A 19,462-nucleotide genomic window follows, 5' to 3' on the forward strand; every position below is an offset into this window, starting at 1 on the left:
CCGATGACGCAGCAGGAGTTCAACGATCCACTGTGGCGCACGATTCTTTCCGGCGCGCAAATGCTGTTCGTGGCCTTTGGCGCACTGGTATTGATGCCGCTGATCACCGGGCTCGATCCAAACGTGGCGCTGTTCACGGCAGGTCTTGGCACATTGTTGTTCCAGATTGTCACCGGGCGTCAGGTACCAGTGTTTCTGGCCTCGAGCTTTGCGTTCATCACCCCGATCATCCTCGCCAAGGGCCAGTTCGGTCTGGCCGCGACCATGGGTGGCGTGATGGCGGCAGGCTTCGTCTATACCTTTCTCGGTCTGGCGGTGAAGATCAAGGGCACCGGTTTCATCGACCGGCTGCTGCCTCCGGTAGTAATCGGGCCGGTGATTATTTCCATCGGTCTGGCCATGGCCCCGATTGCAGCCAACATGGCGATGGGCAAGACCGGCGACGGCGTAGTGCTGATTCCTTATCAGACCGCCATGCTGATTTCGATGCCAGCGTTGCTGACCACATTGATCGTGGCGGTGTTCGGCAAAGGGATTTTCCGTCTGGTGCCAATTATCTCAGGTGTGCTGGTGGGCTTTGCGCTGTCGTTCTACTTTGGCGTGGTCGACACGAAAAAGATTGCTGACGCGGCCTGGCTGGCACTGCCGCACTTCACCGCACCGGAATTCAACTGGCAGGCGATTCTGTTCATCGTCCCGGTTGCTCTGGCCCCGGCCATCGAGCACATCGGCGGCGTGATCGCAGTCGGCAGTGTGACCGGGCGCGATTACCTGAAAAAGCCGGGCCTGCATCGCACGCTGTTCGGTGATGGCATCGCCACGACGGCCGCAGGCCTGTTTGGCGGTCCGCCCAACACCACTTACGCAGAAGTGACCGGCGCAGTGATGCTGACCAAGAACTACAACCCGCAGATCATGATCTGGGCGTCGTTCTTCGCCATAACACTGGCATTCATCGGCAAGTTCGGTGCGTTGCTGCAGAGTATTCCGGTGCCGGTAATGGGCGGGATTCTGTGCCTGCTGTTCGGTTCGATTGCAGCGGTGGGGATGAACACGCTGATCCGCCACAAGATCGACCTAGCCGAAGCCCGCAACCTGGTCATCGTCTCGGTGACGCTGGTATTCGGAATCGGCGGCGTACTGATCGGCACCGGCAACGGCCCGAACGACTTTGGCCTGAAGGGCATCGCCCTGTGCGCCATCACCGCGATCATCCTCAACCTGGTCCTGCCGGGGCATGACAGCTGGAAGCGCAACAAGCCGGATGATCAGTTGCTGTAATGGCTGGAGCGTGAGGCACGATAGTTTGACTATCGTGCGACGCTCCGCGTCGGCATGCCGTTCTGGACGCTTCGCGTCCGATTTTGAAGCTGTGGCGCTGCACAGATCTGTGACGCAGAGCGTCACCCAAGGCATTCCCACGCTGGAGCGTGAAGAACGATAGTTCTGCGACTATTGCGTGCGGCGCATCACAGCATCAACGGCGCTCGCTCGCAAAGCCTGTTCAGCTCTTTCGCCCAGTTGGGGTCGTCGTTCAGGCACGGCACCAGCACCAGCTCCTCTCCCCCCGCTTCCTTGAACTGCTCGGCACCACGGTCGCCGATCTCTTCCAGGGTCTCGATGCAGTCAGCCACAAATGCCGGGCACATGACCAGCAGCCTTTTCACGCCCTGCGCAGCCAGTTCGTCGAGACGCGCCTCGGTGTAGGGTTCGATCCACTTGGCACGCCCCAGACGTGACTGAAACGACACAGACCATTTGCCGTCAGGAATGCCCATGCGCTTGGCGAACGCCGCCGCCGATTGTATGCACTGGGCGCGGTAGCAGGTGGCAAGCACTTCGGCCGGCGCGGTCATGCAGCAATCTTCCTTGAGGCAGTGCTTGCCGGTCGGGTCGAGCTTGTGCAGATGCCGCTCGGGCAAACCATGGAAACTCAACAACAAGTGGTCGTAAGGTTGTTCCAGATGCGGCCTCACGCTCTCCACCAGCGCACTCAGGTATTCAGGCTGATCGTAGAACGGCTGCAAAACCGAGAACTGCATCTTCAACGATTTGGCGCGCACCACGCGCTTGGCCTCTTCGATCACAGTGGTCACTGTGCTGTCGGCAAACTGTGGATAGAGCGGCGCCAGAGTGACTTTCTTGAAGCCCTGCTCTGACAGGCGCGTCAGCACCGTTTCGATAGACGGCTCGCCATAGCGCATCGCCAGCTCGACCGGCCCGTGCGACCACTCTTTTTTCATCGCCTGCTGCAGGCGCTTGCTCAGCACCACCAGCGGCGAACCTTCATCCCACCAGATGGACGCATAGGCATGCGCGGACTGCTCTGGTCGTTTGATCAGAATCAGCGAGACCAACAGCCTGCGAACGGGCCACGGCAGGTCGATCACATAAGGATCCATCAGGAACTGGTTCAGGTAGCTGCGCACATCTGCCACTTGAGTAGAAGCAGGCGAACCCAGATTGACCAGCAACAAAGCGTGATCGGTCATGCAACATCCTATTTCAAAGCGTTCAGTGGCGACCCAGCAAATCCTGCAGGGCAGTGTCGAGTTCGGTGTACTTGAATGTGAAACCGGCTTTCTGCAAACGCTCTGGCCGGGCACGCTGACCACCGAGCAGCAGCACCGAAAGTTCGCCCAGCAATACTTTCAGGGCCAGCGCAGGCATAGGCATGAATGCCGGTCTATGCAGAATACCTGCCAGTGCCTTGGCAAACTGACGATTGCGCACCGGTGATGGCGCACAAACATTATAAGGACCCTTTGCTTCATTCAGATTCAACAGAAAATCAATCGCCGCAATTTGATCGTCAATATGAACCCAGGGCATCCACTGCCTGCCATTGCCAATAGGTCCGCCCATGCCGAATTTGAAGGGCGGTAACAGGCGTTGCAGGAAGCCGGCGCGGTCCGACAGCACCAGCCCGGTACGGATCAGCACCACGCGCACACCCAGCGACTCGGCACGTTGCGCGGTTTCCTCCCAGGCGTTGCACAGCTGACTGGCAAAATCTTCTTTGGCAGGCAGTGAAGTTTCATCGATTTCACGCTCGCCGCTGTCGCCGTACCAGCCGACCGCAGAACCGGAAATCATCAGCGCAGGTTTTTGCGAGCGGGTGCCCAGCCAGGTCAGCAGTTGTTCGGTCAGCCCGATGCGGCTGTCCCACAGCAGCAGGCGACGCTTGCGGGTCCAGGGGCGATCCGCAATAGGCGCGCCCGCCAGATTGACGATTGCATCCACCGGCTGCGCACCCAGCTCATCAAGGCTGGCAATGCCACGCACCGAGGCGCCGCATAGCTCGGCGACATCGGCGGGTTTTCGGCTCCATACCGTCAGTTCATGGCCCTGAGCAGACCAGAAACGGCAGAGCGCTCGTCCTATCAAACCAGTACCACCGGTCAGCAATATGTGCATGGCAGATAACCTCGCGTGGCGTACGTGACAATTGAGTAGTCTTATTTTTACCAGTGACGATCTCCGTGACGCTTGTCCGGAAAACGAAACTGTCAGTTGAACCATAGGCCACAGCTTAATGGAGCGCAGCCATGAGGCCCTTGCCTTTATGGCTGCCCCGTTCGACCCTCAAAGCAGCAATGTGACTCAACAGGCAAATTCCAAAACCACTGCAAGTTATACCAAAGAAGAAGATTGTACAGGTTTTAACTACGGCGTAGTCTGTACAGACAAGGTAACGAGGCCCCTATGACTGTCCCTATCGCAATCATCGGTACCGGTATCGCCGGACTCTCAGCAGCCCAGGCGCTTACATCAGCCGGGCATCAGGTGCACCTTTTCGACAAAAGCCGCGGCAGCGGCGGTCGAATGTCCAGCAAGCGCAGCGACGCAGGTTCGCTGGACATGGGTGCACAATATTTCACCGCTCGTGACCGGCGTTTCGCCACCGCCGTGAAGCAATGGCAGGCTCAAGGGCACGTCGCCGAGTGGACGCCCTTGCTCTACAACTTTCACGGCGGCAGGCTCAGCCCATCGCCGGATGAGCAGGTGCGCTGGGTGGGCGAGCCAGGCATGAGCGCCATCACCCGGGCCATGCGCGGCGACTTGCCAGTGTCATTTTCGTGCCGCATCACCGATGTGTTTCGCGGGGAGCAGCACTGGAACCTGCTGGATGCCGAAGGCGAAAACCACGGCCCTTTCAGCCATGTGATCATCGCCACCCCGGCCCCGCAGGCCACTGCTCTGCTGGCTGCCGCACCGAAGCTGGCAAGTGTGGTGGCAGGCGTCAAGATGGACCCGACCTGGGCAGTGGCCCTGGCCTTCGAAACACCCTTGCAAACGCCCATGCAGGGTTGCTTCGTGCAGGACAGCACGCTTGACTGGCTGGCCCGCAACCGCAGCAAACCGGGGCGCGACGATACGCTCGATAGCTGGGTCCTGCACGCCACCAGCCAATGGAGCCGGCAGAACCTCGACGCCTCCAGAGAACAGGTTATCGAACACTTGCACGGCGCATTTGCGGAATTGATCGATTGCGCCATGCCCGCGCCGGTATTCAGCCTGGCGCACCGCTGGCTGTATGCACGACCTGCCGGCTCTCATGAATGGGGCGCGCTGTCGGATGCCGACCTGGGCATTTATGTCTGTGGCGACTGGTGCCTCTCGGGTCGCGTCGAAGGCGCCTGGCTGAGTGGTCAGGAAGCGGCACGCCGACTGCTGGAACACCTGCAATGAATCAGATCAACCCTCGAAAACTGCTGCTGTCGAAATGGACCGCAGCCACCCCGCTCAACCGGGAGAAACATTTTCTGGTGACTGAGCTGTTCAAGGATGAAGAAGGCACTGTGCTGGAAATCGAACTGCAGGCCGTGCTGACCCAGCGCAGCGAACGACTGCCGTGGCAGGTGCTGCAGCAGGCGGATACATGGCGGATGGGCTGGAAGTAGCGGGTTTGCCCGGATTCAGATGATTATCGTGCCGATGCTCCGCGTCGGCATGCAGTTCGTGACGCTCTGCATCACAGGATGCGTGCGAACGCAGCTTTGGCACTGGCCAGTTCAGAGCAGTCTTCAAAACCCTCTACAAAGAATTTGACTTGTACACCTATCCCCCTATGATGAAGACAAGTTGTACAGCGCTAAATATCTGTACAAGTCTTCTGTAGAGGTGACCGATGCCAATGTCCGCAATCGAAAAACCCAAGCTCGGCATCAGTGCCTGCCTGATAGGTGCCGAGGTTCGTTTCAATGGCGGCCACAAGGAGTCCCATCTGTGCACGCGGGCACTGAGCAAGTATTTTGATTTCGTCCAGGCGTGCCCCGAGGTCGCTATAGGCATGGGCATCCCGCGCGAGCCGATCAGGCTGGTGGGCGACGCGGAAAACCCCAAGGCACTGGGCACCGTCAATCGTGAGCTGGACATTACCGAGGCGCTCGCCAATTACGGCATACAGATGGCCGAGGAGCTGGGTGATATCTGTGGTTACATTTTCATGCAGAAATCCCCGTCCTGCGGCCTGGAGCGAGTCAAGGTCTACCGCGAAAACGGCGCCCCGGTAGACGGTGGCGGTCGTGGTATCTACGCACAGGCCTTTTGCGAGCGCCACCCCAACCTTCCGGTCGAGGAAGACGGGCGTCTGAATGACGCTGTGCTGCGGGAAAATTTCGTGACCCGCGTGTTTGCCTATGCCGCCTGGCAGCAATTGTTGAAAGACGGCGTCACCCGGCGTGCACTGACCGAATTTCACTCGCGCTACAAATACCAGCTGATGGCCAATGACCCGGTGCAATACAAGGCACTGGGCAAAATGCTTGGCAGCATGGGCCGCACCGACCCGAACGAAATCGCACCGCTGTATTTCAGCGAGCTGATGGCGGCGCTGAAGAAGTGCGCAACGCGTCGCACTCATACCAACGTCCTGCAACACCTGTGCGGCTACTTGAAACAAACCATCAGTGCCGAGGACAAGCAGGAAATTCAGGAAGTGATCAGCCAGTATCACCAGGGCATCGTCCCCCTGATCGTACCGCTGACCCTGCTCAAGCATCACTTTCGCCAACATCCGGATCCGTATGTAGCGCTGCAGGTGTACATGCAGCCCCATCCGGAAAACCTCAGCCTGCGTAATGCGATTTGACTCATGAATGAAACAGACACAGAGGTGCCGGGCGACTGGCTGCCTATCCGCGAGGTCGCACGGCAGACAGGCGTCAACGCCGTTACCTTGCGTGCCTGGGAACGCCGTTACGGACTGATCGTTCCGCACCGCACCGCCAAAGGCCATCGGCTGTATTCGGACGAGCATGTGCAGCGCGTCATGAAGATTCTGACCTGGCTCAACCGTGGCGTCTCCGTGAGCCAGGTCAAAGGCCTGATCGATGACAACCGTCAGGACGCCCTGCCGCCGACCAACGACTGGGACGCCTTGCGTCAGACCCTGCTGGTGGCGATCGGCGAACTGGCTGAACGCCGGGTCGATGACGTGTTCAATCAGGCGATGTCGCTGTACCCGCCGCGCACATTGTGCGAACAGCTGCTGTTGCCGCTGCTGGCCGAACTGGAGCAGCGCTGGCAAGGCAAGTTCGGCGCACAACTGGAGCGCACATTTTTCTACTCCTGGCTACGCAGCAAGTTTGGCGCGCGGATCTATCACAACAATCGCCAGCTCAATGGCAGCCCGTTGCTGCTGGTCAATCAGTCCGATCTGCCGCTGGAACCACACCTGTGGCTCGCGGCCTGGCTGGTGAGCAGTGCCGACTGCCCGGTCGAGGTGTTCGACTGGCCATTGCCGGTCGGTGAGCTGGCGCTGGCCGCGGAATACCTTAAGCCACGTGGCATATTGCTGTATTCCAGCAAAGCCCTGAATGTGGCCCAACTGCCCCGTTTACTGGCCAATATCACCTGCCCTGTGGTGCTTAGCGGACCAACGGTGCAGATCCATAACGCCGAGCTGCTCGTACAGGCTAGCGAGATAGCTGGACTGACCCTTGCCCACGACGCACTCAGCGCGCAGATCGAGCTGGGCAAGCTCGGACTTATCTAAGGACTTCTCATGCAACTGATCTGGCTGCGTAGCGACCTGCGCGTTCACGATAATACAGCCCTGACCGCTGCCATGGAGCGCGGTCCGACGCTGGCGGTTTACCTGCTCAGCCCGGCACAGTGGCGCAGCCACGACGACGCTGACTGCAAGGTGGATTTCTGGCTGCGTAATCTGGTCGAGCTGGAAAAGGCACTGGGCGCGCTGAACGTACCGCTGTTGATTCGCGAGGCCGATACTTGGGATCAGGCACCTGAAGTGCTGTCGACACTGTGCACGCAGTTCAAGGTCGAAGGCCTGCACCTCAATCAGGAATACGGCATCAACGAAACACGCCGTGATCAGGCGGTGCAAAAGGCGCTGGAAAAAGCCGGTGTGCAGGTCACCAGTTACCTTGATCAGCTGTTGTTCAAGCCGGGCAGCATACTGACCAAGACCGGCAATTATTTCCAGGTGTTCACTCAGTTCAAGAAAGTCTGCTACAACCGGATGCACCAGGCCATGCCGCAGCCGGTGCGCACACCCAAAGCGCAGCAATCACTGTCGATCAAGAGCGACTCGATCCCTGATCAGGTCGAGGGCTTTGCCACGCCCTCGAAAGCATTACGTGACCTGTGGCCAGCAGGCGAGGCCGAAGCCAGGCGGCGCGTGGCGACCTTCGCCGACGCGCAAATCAGTTACTACAAGACCGAACGCGACTTTCCCGCCAAACCCGGCACCAGTCAGCTGTCAGCGTATCTGGCGGCAGGGGTGATTTCGCCGCGCCAGTGCCTGCATGCGGCGCTGGGCAGCAACCAGGGGGAATTCGAGACCGGCGACGTTGGCACTGTGACCTGGATCAACGAGCTATTATGGCGAGAGTTTTATAAACACACGCTGGTCGGCTACCCTCGTGTATCACGGCATCGTGCCTTCCGCCCGGAAACCGAGGCGTTGAAGTGGCGCGATGCCCCCGAAGAACTGCTGGCGTGGCAAGAGGCGCGTACAGGTCTGCCGATTATTGACGCAGCGATGCGCCAGTTGCTGGAAACCGGATGGATGCACAATCGGCTAAGGATGGTCGTTGCGATGTTCCTCACCAAAAACCTGTTGATCGACTGGCGCGAGGGCGAGCGGTTTTTCATGCGCCACCTGATCGACGGCGACCTGGCGTCGAACAATGGTGGCTGGCAGTGGAGCTCGTCCACCGGCACCGACTCGGCGCCCTACTTCCGTATTTTCAATCCGTTGTCGCAGTCGGAACGCTTCGACCCAGAAGGCCTGTTCATCAAACGCTGGCTGCCGGAACTGGCGGATCTGAATAGAAAGCAGATTCATGACCCCGCGTCCATCGGCGGCCTGTTTGATGCTGCCGACTACCCGAAACCTATCGTCGATCTGAGCAAAAGCCGCGCCCGCGCCCTGGCAGCGTTCAAAGCGCTTCCGGCCCGCCAACCCGCTGCGGGAATCGAACATGACTGATTTCCTGCATCGCTTCGCCGAAGGTTTTGCCGCGCTGAACAAGGACAACCTTGATCAGATCGCCGAGCTGTACAGCGACGACGTGTCGTTCAGCGACCCGATGCATGACATCCACGGCCTCGCCGCCATGCGACGTTATTTCGACGAGCTGTATGCCAACGTTCAGGATCTGCACTTCGACTTTCATGCCTTCGATGAAGTGCGCCCCGGCGAGGGCTATCTGGTCTGGACCATGAGCTATTCGCACCCGCGTCTGGCTGGGGGCCGGACGATTCGTGTCGAAGGCTGTTCGCACCTGAAGTGGCACGACAAGGTTTATCGACACCGGGATTACTTCGATGCCGGTGCATTGCTCTACGAACATCTGCCCGTCATGGGTCGAGTCATCCATTGGCTGAAGAAGAGGTTGGGATGAGCACTCCTGTTGCACGACGCATCTGGTTGACCGGAGCTAGCAGCGGCATTGGTCTGGCGCTGGCCAAAGAACTGCTCAACGCCGGACATCGGCTGGCGTTGACCGCCCGTACGCTTGAACCGCTGCAGAACCTGGCGACTGTTTACCCGACCCAGGTGCTGCTGGTGACAGGCGACATCACCGAGCCTGCGCAGGTCAAGGCCATGGCCGACCTGATCGCGCAGCAATGGGGCGCGCTGGACACCGCCATCTTCAACGCGGGTACCTGTGAATACATCGACGTGCGGCAGTTCGAAGCGGCAATGGTCGAGCGCGTGGTGCGCACCAACCTGCTGGCCAGCAGTTATTGCATCGAGCAAGCACTGCCGCTGCTACGCAAGGGGCATCAGCCGCATCTGGTCGGCGTGGCCAGTGCGGTGACCTACCTGGCGCTACCTCGCGCAGAAGCCTATGGCGCCTCGAAAGCCGGCCTGCGTTATCTGTTCGAAGCGCTGCGTCTGGACCTGGCCAGCGAGAACATCGACGTGACCGTGGTCAGCCCAGGATTCGTCGACACGCCCCTGACGCAGAAAAATGATTTCCCCATGCCGATGCGCTGGCCTGTCGAGAAGGCCGCCAAACATATCGCCAGCAAACTGGGGCGCAACAAACGCCCACTGGATATCGCGTTCCCGGCGCTGTTCATTTTCAGCATGCGCGCGCTGGCAATGCTCCCGGCACGCGCCAGACTGGCCCTCGGCAAACGTATGGCGCGGACCGGGTCGTCGAATAAGGATGCGCAATGAAAATCGCCGTCATTGGTAGCGGGATCGCTGGCCTGACCAGTGCCTACCTGCTCAACCGTGCGCATGAGGTGACAGTGTTTGAGTCCTCCGACTGGGTCGGCGGGCACACCCATACGGTGGACGTGCAGGTCGAAGGCCGGGCTTACGCCATTGACACCGGTTTCATTGTCTTCAACGACTGGACCTACCCCAATTTCATTCGCCTGCTGAGTCAGCTGGGTGTTGGCTTCAAGCCCGCCGAAATGAGCTTTTCGGTGCATGATCCGCGCACTGGCGTGGAATATAACGGCAACAACCTTAACAGTCTGTTCGCCCAACGCAGCAACCTGCTGTCGCCCAGGTTCTGGGGCATGCTGCGCGATATCCTGCGTTTCAATCGTCAATCGGTCGACGACCTGGAAAACCAGCGTATCGCGGCCGACACCTCGTTGGGCGAGTACCTGAAGAGCGGCGGCTACGGGCAGCGCTTCATCGATCATTACATCGTGCCCATGGGCGCGGCCATCTGGTCGATGTCGCTGGCCGACATGCTCGGCTTTCCCCTGCAGTTCTTCGTGCGCTTTTTCAAGAATCACGGTCTGCTCTCGGTCACCCATCGGCCGCAATGGTGCGTGATCGAAGGTGGCTCCAGAAGTTATGTCGAACCGTTGACAGCCTCGTTCCGCGAGCGGATTCGTCTGTCATGCCCGGTTACACGGGTCGAGCGCGACAGCGAAGGTGTGACGCTGCACAGCGCCATGGGCATCGAACGCTTCGACAAGGTGGTGTTTGCCTGCCACAGCGATCAGGCACTGGCCCTGCTGGCGCAGCCATCGAGTGCCGAGCAGTCGATTCTCGGCGCGCTGCGCTATGCCGAAAACGACGTGGTGCTGCACACCGACACGCGACTGCTGCCCAAGCGCAAACTGGCCTGGGCCAGCTGGAACTACCGGCTGGGCGGCAGTGAACAGCAATCGGCAGCCGTCACTTATGACATGAACATCCTGCAAGGGATCGACAGCGACACAACCTTCTGCGTCAGCCTCAACCAGACCGCAGCCATCGACCCGGCCAAAATCCTCGGCCGCTACCGTTACGCGCACCCGCAATACAGCCTTGGTGCAATCGCTGCGCAGGCGCGCTGGGAAGAAATCAATGGCGTCGACCACACCTGGTACTGCGGCGCGTACTGGGCCAACGGTTTTCACGAAGACGGCGTGGTCAGCGGCTTGCGTGTCGCTCAGGCGTTTGGTGAAACGCTTTGAATAGTGCGCTCTACAGTGGCTGGATCAGCCACCGGCGGTTTGCGCCGCGTGCCCATGAGTTCACCTATCGGATAGGCCTGCTTTATCTGGATCTGGATGAGCAGGACAGCGTGCTGGGGCTTTCGCCGCTGGCTGGCAGAAAGCGTTTCGCGCCCTTCTCGTTCCGCGAACGTGACTACCTGCCAGCGCTGACCGGGCAAGGCATGAGCCTCATAGAGGCGGTCCGCGAGCAGGTTGGCAAAGCGCTGGGCCGCGTACCATCAGGTCGTGTCTGCCTGCTGACCCAGGCACGCAGCTGGGGCTTGTCGTTCAATCCGGTAAGCTTTTTCTACTGCCATGAGGCAGACGGCACATTGGCAGGCATTCTCTGTGAAGTCACCAACACACCATGGGGCGAACGCTACAGCTATGTGCTGCCCGCGACAGGTGAAGGACATCAGTATTTCGCGGTGGCCAAGGCCTTTCACGTTTCACCGTTTTTGCCGCGCGACCTTGAATACCGTATGAGCTTCAGCCAGCCCGCCGAGCGGATTGGTGTGCACATGGCTGACTGGCAAGGCGAGCTGAAAATGTTCGACGCCACGCTCAACCTGACCCGCCAGAACCTCAGCCGCCAGACGCTGCATCGTTACCTGATCGCTTACCCGTGGATGACCGCCAAAACCTGTCTGGCGATTTACTGGCAGGCGATGCGTCTGCTGGTCAAGCGCATACCCATTTTTTCTCATCAGGCCGCCGACGGCGAGTACCGTGCTGCCGCCGCGCAAACCAAGGACTCACGCCATGAAAAGCAGTAGCAGTAGTTTTTCTGCCAATCTGGGCACCAATGGTCTGACGGCCAATATCCTGCGCCGAGGTGTGTTACGGCAATTAGCAGGACTGCGCAACGGCCAGTTGGTGGTTATCGAACGGGGTGAGCGCCATGTGTTCGGCAAGAACAACGCGCTGATTCAGGCTGAAATCCACATTCTTGATTCGGCAGCATGGGGCATGGTTGCCAGCAACGGCTCCATCGGCGCTGGCGAGGCGTTTATTCACGGCTACTGGACTACCCCGGACCTGACGGCAGTGGTGCGGGTGTTTGTCAGCAATCTGGACGTGCTGGATGCAATGGAAGGCGGCGTGGCTCGCCTGACCCGTCCGTTCATTCATGCCCTGCACTGGCTAAATCGCAATACACGCGAAGGCTCGCAGAAAAACATCGCTGCCCATTACGACCTGGGCAACACGCTGTTCGAGCAATTTCTCGACCCGACGATGATGTATTCGGCCGCGCAGTTCCTCAGCGAAGACGACACGCTGGAACAGGCGCAGTTGAACAAGCTTGAGCGTATCTGCCAGAAACTTGCCTTGAAACCCACCGATCACCTGCTGGAAATCGGCACCGGCTGGGGCAGCATGGCTATTTATGCTGCGCAGCATTACGGCTGCCGGGTGACCACCACGACCCTGTCCAGAGAACAGTTCGCCTACACCGAGCAGCGCCTGATCGAACTGGGCCTGCAGGAACGCGTCACGCTGCTGCTGACCGACTACCGGGACCTGACCGGTGAATATGACAAGCTGGTGTCCATCGAGATGATCGAAGCGGTCGGCCATCGTTTTCTGCCGACGTACTTCAAGCAATGCGCGAACCTGCTCAAAAGCAACGGCATGATGCTGCTGCAGGCGATCACCATCCGCGAGCAGCGTTATGCTCAGGCCAAACGCAATGTGGACTTCATCCAGCGCTACATCTTCCCCGGTGGTGCTCTGCCCTCGGTGGCGAAGATGCTGGACATTGTCGGCAGCGATACCGACATGAACCTGCTGCACATGGAAGATTTCGGCCTGCACTACGCGCGCACGCTGCGCCTGTGGCACGACAACTTCAAACACGCCCACGGCAAACTGGCAGAACTGGGGTACGACGAACACTTTCTGCGTCTGTGGGAGTTCTATCTGTGCTACTGCGAAGGCGGCTTTCTGGAGCGGACCATCGGTACGGCGCAGTTGCTCCTGGCCAAACCCGATGCCCTGCGAGAACCCTTGCTTGGGCGCTTCAATGCTTAAATCAATCGCCAACGCGCTGCTCTTTCAGATCGGCTGGTTCGCCTGCGTATTGGGCGGTAACAGTTACTGGCTGCTGATTGCAGTCGGCGTGCTGGCGGTGCATTTTCTGTGGACCAGCTCATGGGCAGCGGAAGGCCGGCTGATCCTGACGGTTACGTTAATCGGTATCGTGCTCGACAGTGCCTTGATGACACTCGGTGTTTTCGACTTTGGCAGCGGCGGCTACCTGCTGCCGTTGTGGCTGGCGGTTTTGTGGGCGGTGCTGGGCACGACGCTCAATCATTGCCTGGCGTGGACCGCAAAGCCGCTATGGCGCGCCGCCGTGCTGGGCGCTATTGGCGGCCCGATGTCGTACTATGCCGGCTCACAACTGGCTCAGGTCCACCTTCCCCTCGGAGTGTGGCCTGGCATGCTGGTGCTGGGGCTGGTCTGGGCGGGGCTGTTTCCCTTGCTGCAATGGCTGGCAGCACGCGCAGCCAGACAATCGGGAGAAACGCTCTGAACGCTACGCTCATTCCGCTCGCAGACATTCACAGCGAAACGGAAGTCACCTGCTCGACCTGCACAGCTTGCTGTTGCCAACTGGAAGTGATGCTCATCACCGACACGGGCGTGCCTGAGCGCTACATTGATACCGACGAGTGGGGTGGCGAGGTCATGCTGCGTCTGGACGACGGCTGGTGTGCAGCACTGGATCGCAACACCATGATGTGCACGATCTACGAGAAACGCCCGCTGATCTGCCGTGAGTTCGAAGCCGGAGCAGAAGACTGCCTGAACGAACGCAAAGGGATTGCGACGGCTTATCTGTAATAAATACTGCTGACTTGACGTTCATTATCGTTCCCACGCTCCGCGTGGTAATGCAGTTCGTGACGCTCCGCGTCACACTCCGAAGCCTGGACGCCGACTTCAAGCTGTACGAGATACAAGCATCGTTCAGGCCTTGACCTCATTACACTTGCCGCCAGCGCCCGACTGGAGACCTGTGACGCAGAGCGTCACGAACGGCGTGCCAACGCGGAGCATTGGCACGATAGTCAACTTGATGTATCAGAACGGCATCTTGTAGTGCAGTGCGTAGCTTTCTATACCGTCGTTCGGCTCTTTGATGCCGGCGTTGGAATAGTGAGTCGCGCGGATGCCGACTTCATGCCCGCCCGCGAAGCGCAGACCGAAACCAATGCGGTCTTCGAAGTTGAAGGCAGAACCGAACTTGCGATCTTCAACCTGGGTGTTGGAGAACACCGAGACGCCGATACCGGCTTCTACATAAGGCTTGACGTTGCCGTTGCCGAACTCGTAGACCAGAACCGGGGAGAACGACAGGCTGTGGTTATCCTTGTAGTCCTTGCCATCCCAATAGGTGTAAGCGCCATCCCAGTAGCCGGTCAAACGGCCGATGTCGCTTTGCAGCCAGGTTTTATCCCAATCGAACTGCACGCCCAGACGATAAGTCATGGTCGACTCGCCGGTCTGACCGACCGAAAACTCAACACCATCAGCCTGCGCGATTGAAGCTTGCCCTGCCAAAGCGGCCGCAATCACGGCCAGGCAAAAGAGTCTCTTCATGAGAAACGTCCTAAATATATTAAATTGTACGAAAAGTGTTGGAATTCATCAGCCGCTTTTATAGAAGCTGCGGAGGCGACGTTAGTTCACCCCAAAAGCGCCTTTTTTCACGTTTTTTTTACAAACGGAAGCTTCTCACATTGCCAGGACTTTGCGACAAAAAAGGTAGGATTTTTCTGAAATTGTCCGGAATGTCACTAGACCAATACACAGTATCTCGCGCGTCGCCAGTGGCAAGAAGGCTGGAACGCGACAAAAGACGCTGTAACTGACGCGCTACCGCAGCCCCGGTGTCGATCAGGGTGACCGATTCGGGAAGCATCTCCCGCAACAAAGGTTTGAGAAACGGGTAGTGAGTACAGCCCAGAATGATCGTGTCACAGCGCGCTGCCAGCAGCGGCTCGACATAATGCAGCAGCAATTGACGGATTTGCGGACTGAGCAGATCACCGGTTTCGATCAGTTCGACCAGCCCTGGGCACGGCTGGGTCACGACCCGAACATCGTTGGCAAATCGGTCCAGCAACGCCGCAAAGCGGGCGCTTTGTAGCGTTCCGGTAGTCGCCAGCACACCGACAACACCGCTGCGGGTCGCCTCGGCAGCAGGTTTGACAGCAGGTTCCATACCCACAATTGGCCAGTCCGGGTAGCGTTGACGAATGTGCGCCACGCCCGCCGCAGTCGCGGTGTTGCAGGCGACGACCAGTGCCTTGGCACCCTGCTCGCGGAAGAATCCCGCAATTGTCAGGCACCGTTCGGTAATGAATTCAGGGGTCTTTTCGCCATAAGGAATATGCCCGCAGTCCGCCAGATACAGCAGTGACTCGCTGGGCAGCAACTGGCGGATTTCATTGAGCACTGAAAGGCCACCGACCCCGGAATCGAAGATTGCGACAGGCGCATCGCTGGCATGGCTCATCTGCATGTCAGGCATGTTCGCCCTGCCCGCTTGCTGCACTGCAAACGCTGCACGCCGGGTCGCGCTTGACTTTCAGTTCACGGAAACGGGTAGTCAAGGCATCAATCAATAACAGTCGCCCGACCATTGGCTCGCCAAAAACGGCCAGCAGCTTCAAGGCTTCCAGTGCTTGCAGGCTGCCAACCAGACCAACCAGCGGCCCGATGACACCGGCCTCGCTGCAGGTCAGTTCGGCTTCGCTGCCGTGACCGTACAGGCAGTGATAACACGGGCTGTCCGCACGACGCGGATCGAACACCGACAACTGCCCTTCAAGCCGAATGGCAGCACCGCTGACCAACGGCTTGCCGGCAGCGACACAGGTGGCATTGACCGCTTCGCGGGTGGCGAAATTATCCGAGCAATCCAGCACCAGATCGACAGCCTGCACCGCCGCCTCCAGTGAGTCGGTATCCAGCGCTGAGCGATGAGCGACGAGAGTGATCTCGGGATTGATCGCCTTGAGCCGGGCCAGAGCCGAATCTACCTTGGCCTGTCCGATGCTCTGGGTATCATGAATGATCTGGCGTTGCAGGTTGGTCAGGTCGACGTGATCAAAATCCGCCAGATGCAGTTCACCGACCCCTGCGGCGGCCAGATAAAGGGCCACCGGCGAACCAAGCCCGCCGACGCCGACGATCAGCGCGCGACTTTGCTTGAGGCGCAGCTGGCCGTCGATATCAACGTGTTGCAGCAGAATCTGGCGACTATAGCGCAGCAGCTCCTGATCACTCAGCACGGCTTGCATCCGAACGTGATGCGCTCGTGCTCACCCAGATCACGGCGGGTCTGTATGCGCTCGAAACCATGACGGATCAACAGTTCGCGCACCGCCGGGCCTTGATCGTAACCGTGCTCCAGCAGCAGCCAGCCATCGGCGCTGAGGTGCACCGGCGCGTCGGCAATGATCGTGCGCAAATCGTCCAGCCCGTCGGAACCGGCAGTCAACGCACTGCTCGGCTCGAAGCGCACGTCACCGGCCGACAGATGCGGATCAGCGTCGGCGATGTACGGCGGGTTACTAATGATCAGATCAAACTGACGCCCTTCCAGCGCACTGAACCAGTGGCTGTTGAGCACATGGGCGTTATCCAGTTGCAAACGTTGCCGGTTGCGTTCGGCCAGCGCGACCGCTTCAGGCACACGGTCGACCGCTGTGACTTTCCATTGTTGGCGCTCGTTGGCCAGCGCCAGCGCAATCGCCCCAGTGCCGGTGCCCAGGTCAAGTACCTTGGCGGGCGCGAACGCAGGCGCCAGTTCCAGCGCCGCCTCGACCAGCATTTCGGTCTCTGGCCGCGGGATCAAGGTATGCGGCGCTACTTCCAGATCAAGCTTCCAGAAACCTTGCTGACCGAGAATGTAAGCCACCGGTTCGCCCGTGCGTCGACGCTGCAAATAACCTGCAAAGGCCAGCGCAGCCTCGGTGCTGACGATGCGCTCAGGCCAGGTGTGCAGAAAGCTGCGCGGTTTGCCCAGCGCTGCCGCCAGCAGCAGCTCTATGTCGAGCCGCGCGGTCGGTGAATCGGGAAGCTCGGCGCTTCTTAACAAACTTGCGATGATGGTCATTTACTCACCCAGTGCCGCAAGTTGATCAGCCTGATATTCAGCGAGTAGCGGCTCTATCACTGCATCGACCCCGCCCGCCAGAACTTCATCCAGCGAATACAGAGTCAGGTTCACGCGGTGATCCGTCACTCGCCCTTGAGGGAAATTATACGTACGAATACGCTCGGAACGATCACCCGACCCCACGAGCAGCTTGCGCTCGCTGGCGATGGCGTTGGCCGCCGCGCTGGTCTGCTGATCATTCAGTTTGGCAGATAGCCAGGACATTGCCCGGGCCCTGTTCTTGTGCTGCGAACGCTCTTCCTGGCACTCGACGACAATACCCGATGGCAAGTGGGTAATTCGGATCGCCGAGTCGGTTTTGTTGACGTGCTGACCACCGGCCCCTGAGGAGCGATAGGTGTCGACACGCAGGTCGGCCGGGTTGATCTCGATCGCCTGTTGCTCGTCAGGCTCCGGCAGCACTGCAACCGTACAGGCAGACGTGTGGATGCGACCCTGCGACTCGGTCTCGGGCACGCGCTGCACACGGTGCGCGCCGGACTCGAATTTCAGCTTGCCGTAGACGCTGTCACCCTCGACGCGCGCAATGACTTCCTTGTAGCCGCCATGCTCGCCTTCGTTTTCGGACAGAATTTCCACCCGCCAGCCACGCCGCTCGGCGTAACGCGAGTACATGCGAAACAGGTCGCCGGAGAAGATCGCTGCTTCATCACCGCCGGTGCCCGCACGGATCTCCAGAAACACGTTGCGGCCGTCGTTCGGGTCCTTGGGCAACAACATGCGCTGCAATTGCGCTTCCAGCTCGACCAGTTGCTGTTTTGTTTCGCGAACTTCCTCGACGGCCATTTCGCGCATGTCCGGGTCGCTGTCCTTGAGCAGCGCCTGCGCGCCCTCCAGATCACCCTGCACCCTGATCAGCTGTTGGTAAAGCGCAACGACCGGCTCCACTTCGGCGTACTCACGGGAATAGGCGCGAAAGCGTGTCTGATCGCTGATCACTTCGGCATCGCCGAGCAGCGCGGTCAGTTCCTCGAAACGGTCGCTGAGGACATCCAGCTTATTGAGCAGTGAAGCTTTCATTGCGGGGTTTTATCCGTCGAGCCCTCACCGAGGGCAAAAAGTTCCTGGGCCATGGCCAGCGCATCGACGCGACCTTCGGCAGACAGCTTCTTGAGCTGCACGCTGGGTGCGTGCAGCAATTTGTTGGTCAGACCACGTGCCAGCTGGATCAATACGTCCTCGGCATTGCTACCGTTGGCCAGCATACGTTGCGCCTTGCTCAGTTCTTCGTCACGCAGCCGTTCGCTTTGCTGACGATAGGCGCGCAACACATCGACCGCCGCCAGTTCGCGCAGCCGCGACATGAAGTCTTCGGCACCCACGCTGACCAGCTGCTCGGCAGCCAGTGCAGCCCCCTGGCGACTCTTGAGATTTTCTGCCACCACTTCGTGCAGATCATCAACGCTGTACAGGTAAACGTCGTCCAGTTCGCCGACTTCAGGCTCGATATCCCGCGGTACGGCAATATCGACCATGAAAATCGGTTTATGCTTGCGCAGTTTCAGCGCACTTTCCACGGCCCCCTTGCCCAGGATCGGCAACTGGCTGGCGGTGGAACTGATCACGATATCGCTGTTGACCAGCTCGGCCGGGATATCCGAGAGCAACACCGCATGGGCACCGAACTCGGCAGCCAGCATGCTGGCGCGCTCCAGCGTACGGTTGGCAACCACGATACGCTTGACGCCCAGGTCATGCAGATGCCGGGCGACCAGAGTAATGGTCTCGCCCGCACCGATCAACAAGGCCTGACTGCGTTGCAGGTCACTGAAAATCTGTTTGGCCAGACTGACCGCGGCGAAGGCCACGGACACCGGGTTTTCACCAATTGCAGTGTCTGTACGCACCTGTTTGGCAGCGCTGAACGTGGCCTGAAACAGACGTCCCAGTAACGGCCCGACCGTTCCGGCCTCGCGCGCAACGGCATACGCGGACTTCATCTGGCCGAGAATCTGCGGCTCGCCGAGCACCAGGGAGTCGAGCCCCGAGGCGACACGCATCATGTGTCGCACGGCGGCATCGTCCTCATGGACGTAAGCGCTGGCGCGCAGTTCTTCCAGGCTGAGGTGATGGTAATTGGCAAGCCAGGCAAGAATGCTGTCCGCACCGAGATGCTCGTGCTCGATGTACAACTCGCTGCGATTACAGGTTGAAAGAATCGCAGCCTCGCGACTTTCGGTCAGGTGGCAAAGCTGCTGCAACGCCTCCACCAACTGTTCCGGGGTAAATGCCACGCGCTCGCGAACGTCGACCGAGGCGGTCTTATGATTGATACCGAGTGCAAGGAAGGCCATTCAGGGTCGCAGGTGGTGACGTGAAGCCGGTAATTGTCCTACTTCAATAAGCTCA

21 protein-coding genes are annotated in these 19,462 nt (G+C 59.4%); 13 read left to right on the forward strand and 8 right to left on the reverse strand.

The features are described from left to right. The first annotated feature begins 3 nt into the window (after positions 1-3). Positions 4-1,281, forward strand: coding sequence for a uracil-xanthine permease family protein (locus tag AC4ANE_RS22855; protein WP_002552169.1), 1,278 nt, complete (start codon positions 4-6; stop codon positions 1,279-1,281). 188 nt (positions 1,282-1,469) lie between these two features. On the opposite strand, the gene hemH is transcribed toward AC4ANE_RS22855, so the two are convergent. Then, positions 1,470-2,492: a ferrochelatase gene (gene hemH, locus AC4ANE_RS22860; RefSeq protein WP_002552167.1), complete on the reverse strand. Its 1,023-nt coding sequence runs from the start codon at positions 2,490-2,492 to the stop codon at positions 1,470-1,472. A 22-nt stretch (positions 2,493-2,514) separates the two neighbouring features. Continuing rightward, complete coding sequence (locus tag AC4ANE_RS22865) at positions 2,515-3,417, reverse strand: TIGR01777 family oxidoreductase (RefSeq protein ID WP_002552166.1); 903 nt, start codon at positions 3,415-3,417, stop codon at positions 2,515-2,517. Between the two features lie 288 nt (positions 3,418-3,705). Between AC4ANE_RS22865 and AC4ANE_RS22870 the strand changes: the two genes are divergently transcribed. The 12 genes from AC4ANE_RS22870 to AC4ANE_RS22925 all read left to right on the forward strand — a co-directional run bounded on the left by AC4ANE_RS22870 (position 3,706) and on the right by AC4ANE_RS22925 (position 13,767). Continuing rightward, positions 3,706-4,692: an NAD(P)/FAD-dependent oxidoreductase gene (locus tag AC4ANE_RS22870; RefSeq protein WP_002552165.1), complete on the forward strand. Its 987-nt coding sequence runs from the start codon at positions 3,706-3,708 to the stop codon at positions 4,690-4,692. After that, positions 4,689-4,904: a TIGR02450 family Trp-rich protein gene (locus AC4ANE_RS22875; RefSeq protein WP_002552164.1), complete on the forward strand. Its 216-nt coding sequence runs from the start codon at positions 4,689-4,691 to the stop codon at positions 4,902-4,904. Before AC4ANE_RS22870 ends, AC4ANE_RS22875 begins: the two co-directional genes overlap by 4 nt. 233 nt (positions 4,905-5,137) lie before the next feature. After that, complete coding sequence (locus AC4ANE_RS22880; RefSeq protein ID WP_460408535.1) at positions 5,138-6,094, forward strand: YbgA family protein; 957 nt, start codon at positions 5,138-5,140, stop codon at positions 6,092-6,094. A gap of 3 nt (positions 6,095-6,097) precedes the next feature. Continuing rightward, positions 6,098-7,000 (forward strand): MerR family transcriptional regulator, encoded by a 903-nt coding sequence (locus tag AC4ANE_RS22885; RefSeq protein WP_002552162.1) that lies wholly within the window; start codon positions 6,098-6,100, stop codon positions 6,998-7,000. A gap of 9 nt (positions 7,001-7,009) precedes the next feature. Continuing rightward, the gene (gene phrB / locus AC4ANE_RS22890) at positions 7,010-8,458 is read left to right on the forward strand and encodes a deoxyribodipyrimidine photo-lyase (RefSeq protein ID WP_002552161.1); all 1,449 of its coding nucleotides are present in this window, start codon (positions 7,010-7,012) and stop codon (positions 8,456-8,458) included. Next, positions 8,451-8,873: a nuclear transport factor 2 family protein gene (locus AC4ANE_RS22895; RefSeq protein WP_002552160.1), complete on the forward strand. Its 423-nt coding sequence runs from the start codon at positions 8,451-8,453 to the stop codon at positions 8,871-8,873. Before phrB ends, AC4ANE_RS22895 begins: the two co-directional genes overlap by 8 nt. Further along, positions 8,870-9,658 (forward strand): SDR family NAD(P)-dependent oxidoreductase, encoded by a 789-nt coding sequence (locus AC4ANE_RS22900; protein WP_002552159.1) that lies wholly within the window; start codon positions 8,870-8,872, stop codon positions 9,656-9,658. The genes AC4ANE_RS22895 and AC4ANE_RS22900 overlap by 4 nt, the downstream gene beginning before the upstream one ends. Beyond that, on the forward strand, positions 9,655-10,902 hold the full coding sequence (locus tag AC4ANE_RS22905; RefSeq protein ID WP_002552158.1) for an NAD(P)/FAD-dependent oxidoreductase: 1,248 nt from the start codon (positions 9,655-9,657) through the stop codon (positions 10,900-10,902). The genes AC4ANE_RS22900 and AC4ANE_RS22905 overlap by 4 nt, the downstream gene beginning before the upstream one ends. Next, on the forward strand, positions 10,899-11,699 hold the full coding sequence (locus AC4ANE_RS22910; protein ID WP_002552157.1) for a DUF1365 domain-containing protein: 801 nt from the start codon (positions 10,899-10,901) through the stop codon (positions 11,697-11,699). Before AC4ANE_RS22905 ends, AC4ANE_RS22910 begins: the two co-directional genes overlap by 4 nt. After that, complete coding sequence (locus AC4ANE_RS22915; RefSeq protein WP_002552156.1) at positions 11,686-12,954, forward strand: SAM-dependent methyltransferase; 1,269 nt, start codon at positions 11,686-11,688, stop codon at positions 12,952-12,954. The genes AC4ANE_RS22910 and AC4ANE_RS22915 overlap by 14 nt, the downstream gene beginning before the upstream one ends. Then, positions 12,947-13,456: a DUF2878 domain-containing protein gene (locus AC4ANE_RS22920; protein ID WP_002552155.1), complete on the forward strand. Its 510-nt coding sequence runs from the start codon at positions 12,947-12,949 to the stop codon at positions 13,454-13,456. The genes AC4ANE_RS22915 and AC4ANE_RS22920 overlap by 8 nt, the downstream gene beginning before the upstream one ends. After that, complete coding sequence (locus AC4ANE_RS22925; RefSeq protein WP_460408537.1) at positions 13,411-13,767, forward strand: YkgJ family cysteine cluster protein; 357 nt, start codon at positions 13,411-13,413, stop codon at positions 13,765-13,767. Before AC4ANE_RS22920 ends, AC4ANE_RS22925 begins: the two co-directional genes overlap by 46 nt. A gap of 240 nt (positions 13,768-14,007) precedes the next feature. Here the strand turns inward: AC4ANE_RS22925 and AC4ANE_RS22930 are convergent, their stop codons facing one another. From AC4ANE_RS22930 to hemA, 6 genes are all read right to left on the reverse strand, one after another. Further along, positions 14,008-14,526, reverse strand: a complete 519-nt coding sequence (locus tag AC4ANE_RS22930; protein WP_002552154.1) for an acyloxyacyl hydrolase — start codon at positions 14,524-14,526, stop codon at positions 14,008-14,010. A gap of 118 nt (positions 14,527-14,644) precedes the next feature. Then, complete coding sequence (gene murI, locus AC4ANE_RS22935) at positions 14,645-15,460, reverse strand: glutamate racemase (RefSeq protein WP_002552153.1); 816 nt, start codon at positions 15,458-15,460, stop codon at positions 14,645-14,647. Beyond that, the gene (locus AC4ANE_RS22940; protein WP_161806813.1) at positions 15,453-16,223 is read right to left on the reverse strand and encodes a molybdopterin-synthase adenylyltransferase MoeB; all 771 of its coding nucleotides are present in this window, start codon (positions 16,221-16,223) and stop codon (positions 15,453-15,455) included. Before AC4ANE_RS22940 ends, murI begins: the two co-directional genes overlap by 8 nt. After that, complete coding sequence (gene prmC, locus AC4ANE_RS22945) at positions 16,217-17,050, reverse strand: peptide chain release factor N(5)-glutamine methyltransferase (RefSeq protein ID WP_002552151.1); 834 nt, start codon at positions 17,048-17,050, stop codon at positions 16,217-16,219. Before prmC ends, AC4ANE_RS22940 begins: the two co-directional genes overlap by 7 nt. Continuing rightward, a complete protein-coding gene (prfA, locus tag AC4ANE_RS22950) occupies positions 17,051-18,133 on the reverse strand; it encodes a peptide chain release factor 1 (RefSeq protein WP_002552150.1) in 1,083 nt (360 codons plus the stop codon). Continuing rightward, entirely contained in the window at positions 18,130-19,407 is a 1,278-nt protein-coding gene (hemA, locus tag AC4ANE_RS22955; protein WP_002552149.1) for a glutamyl-tRNA reductase, read from the reverse strand. The genes prfA and hemA overlap by 4 nt, the downstream gene beginning before the upstream one ends. Positions 19,408-19,462 lie beyond the last annotated feature (55 nt).

This window comes from Pseudomonas sp. Pme6b (assembly GCF_058129925.1).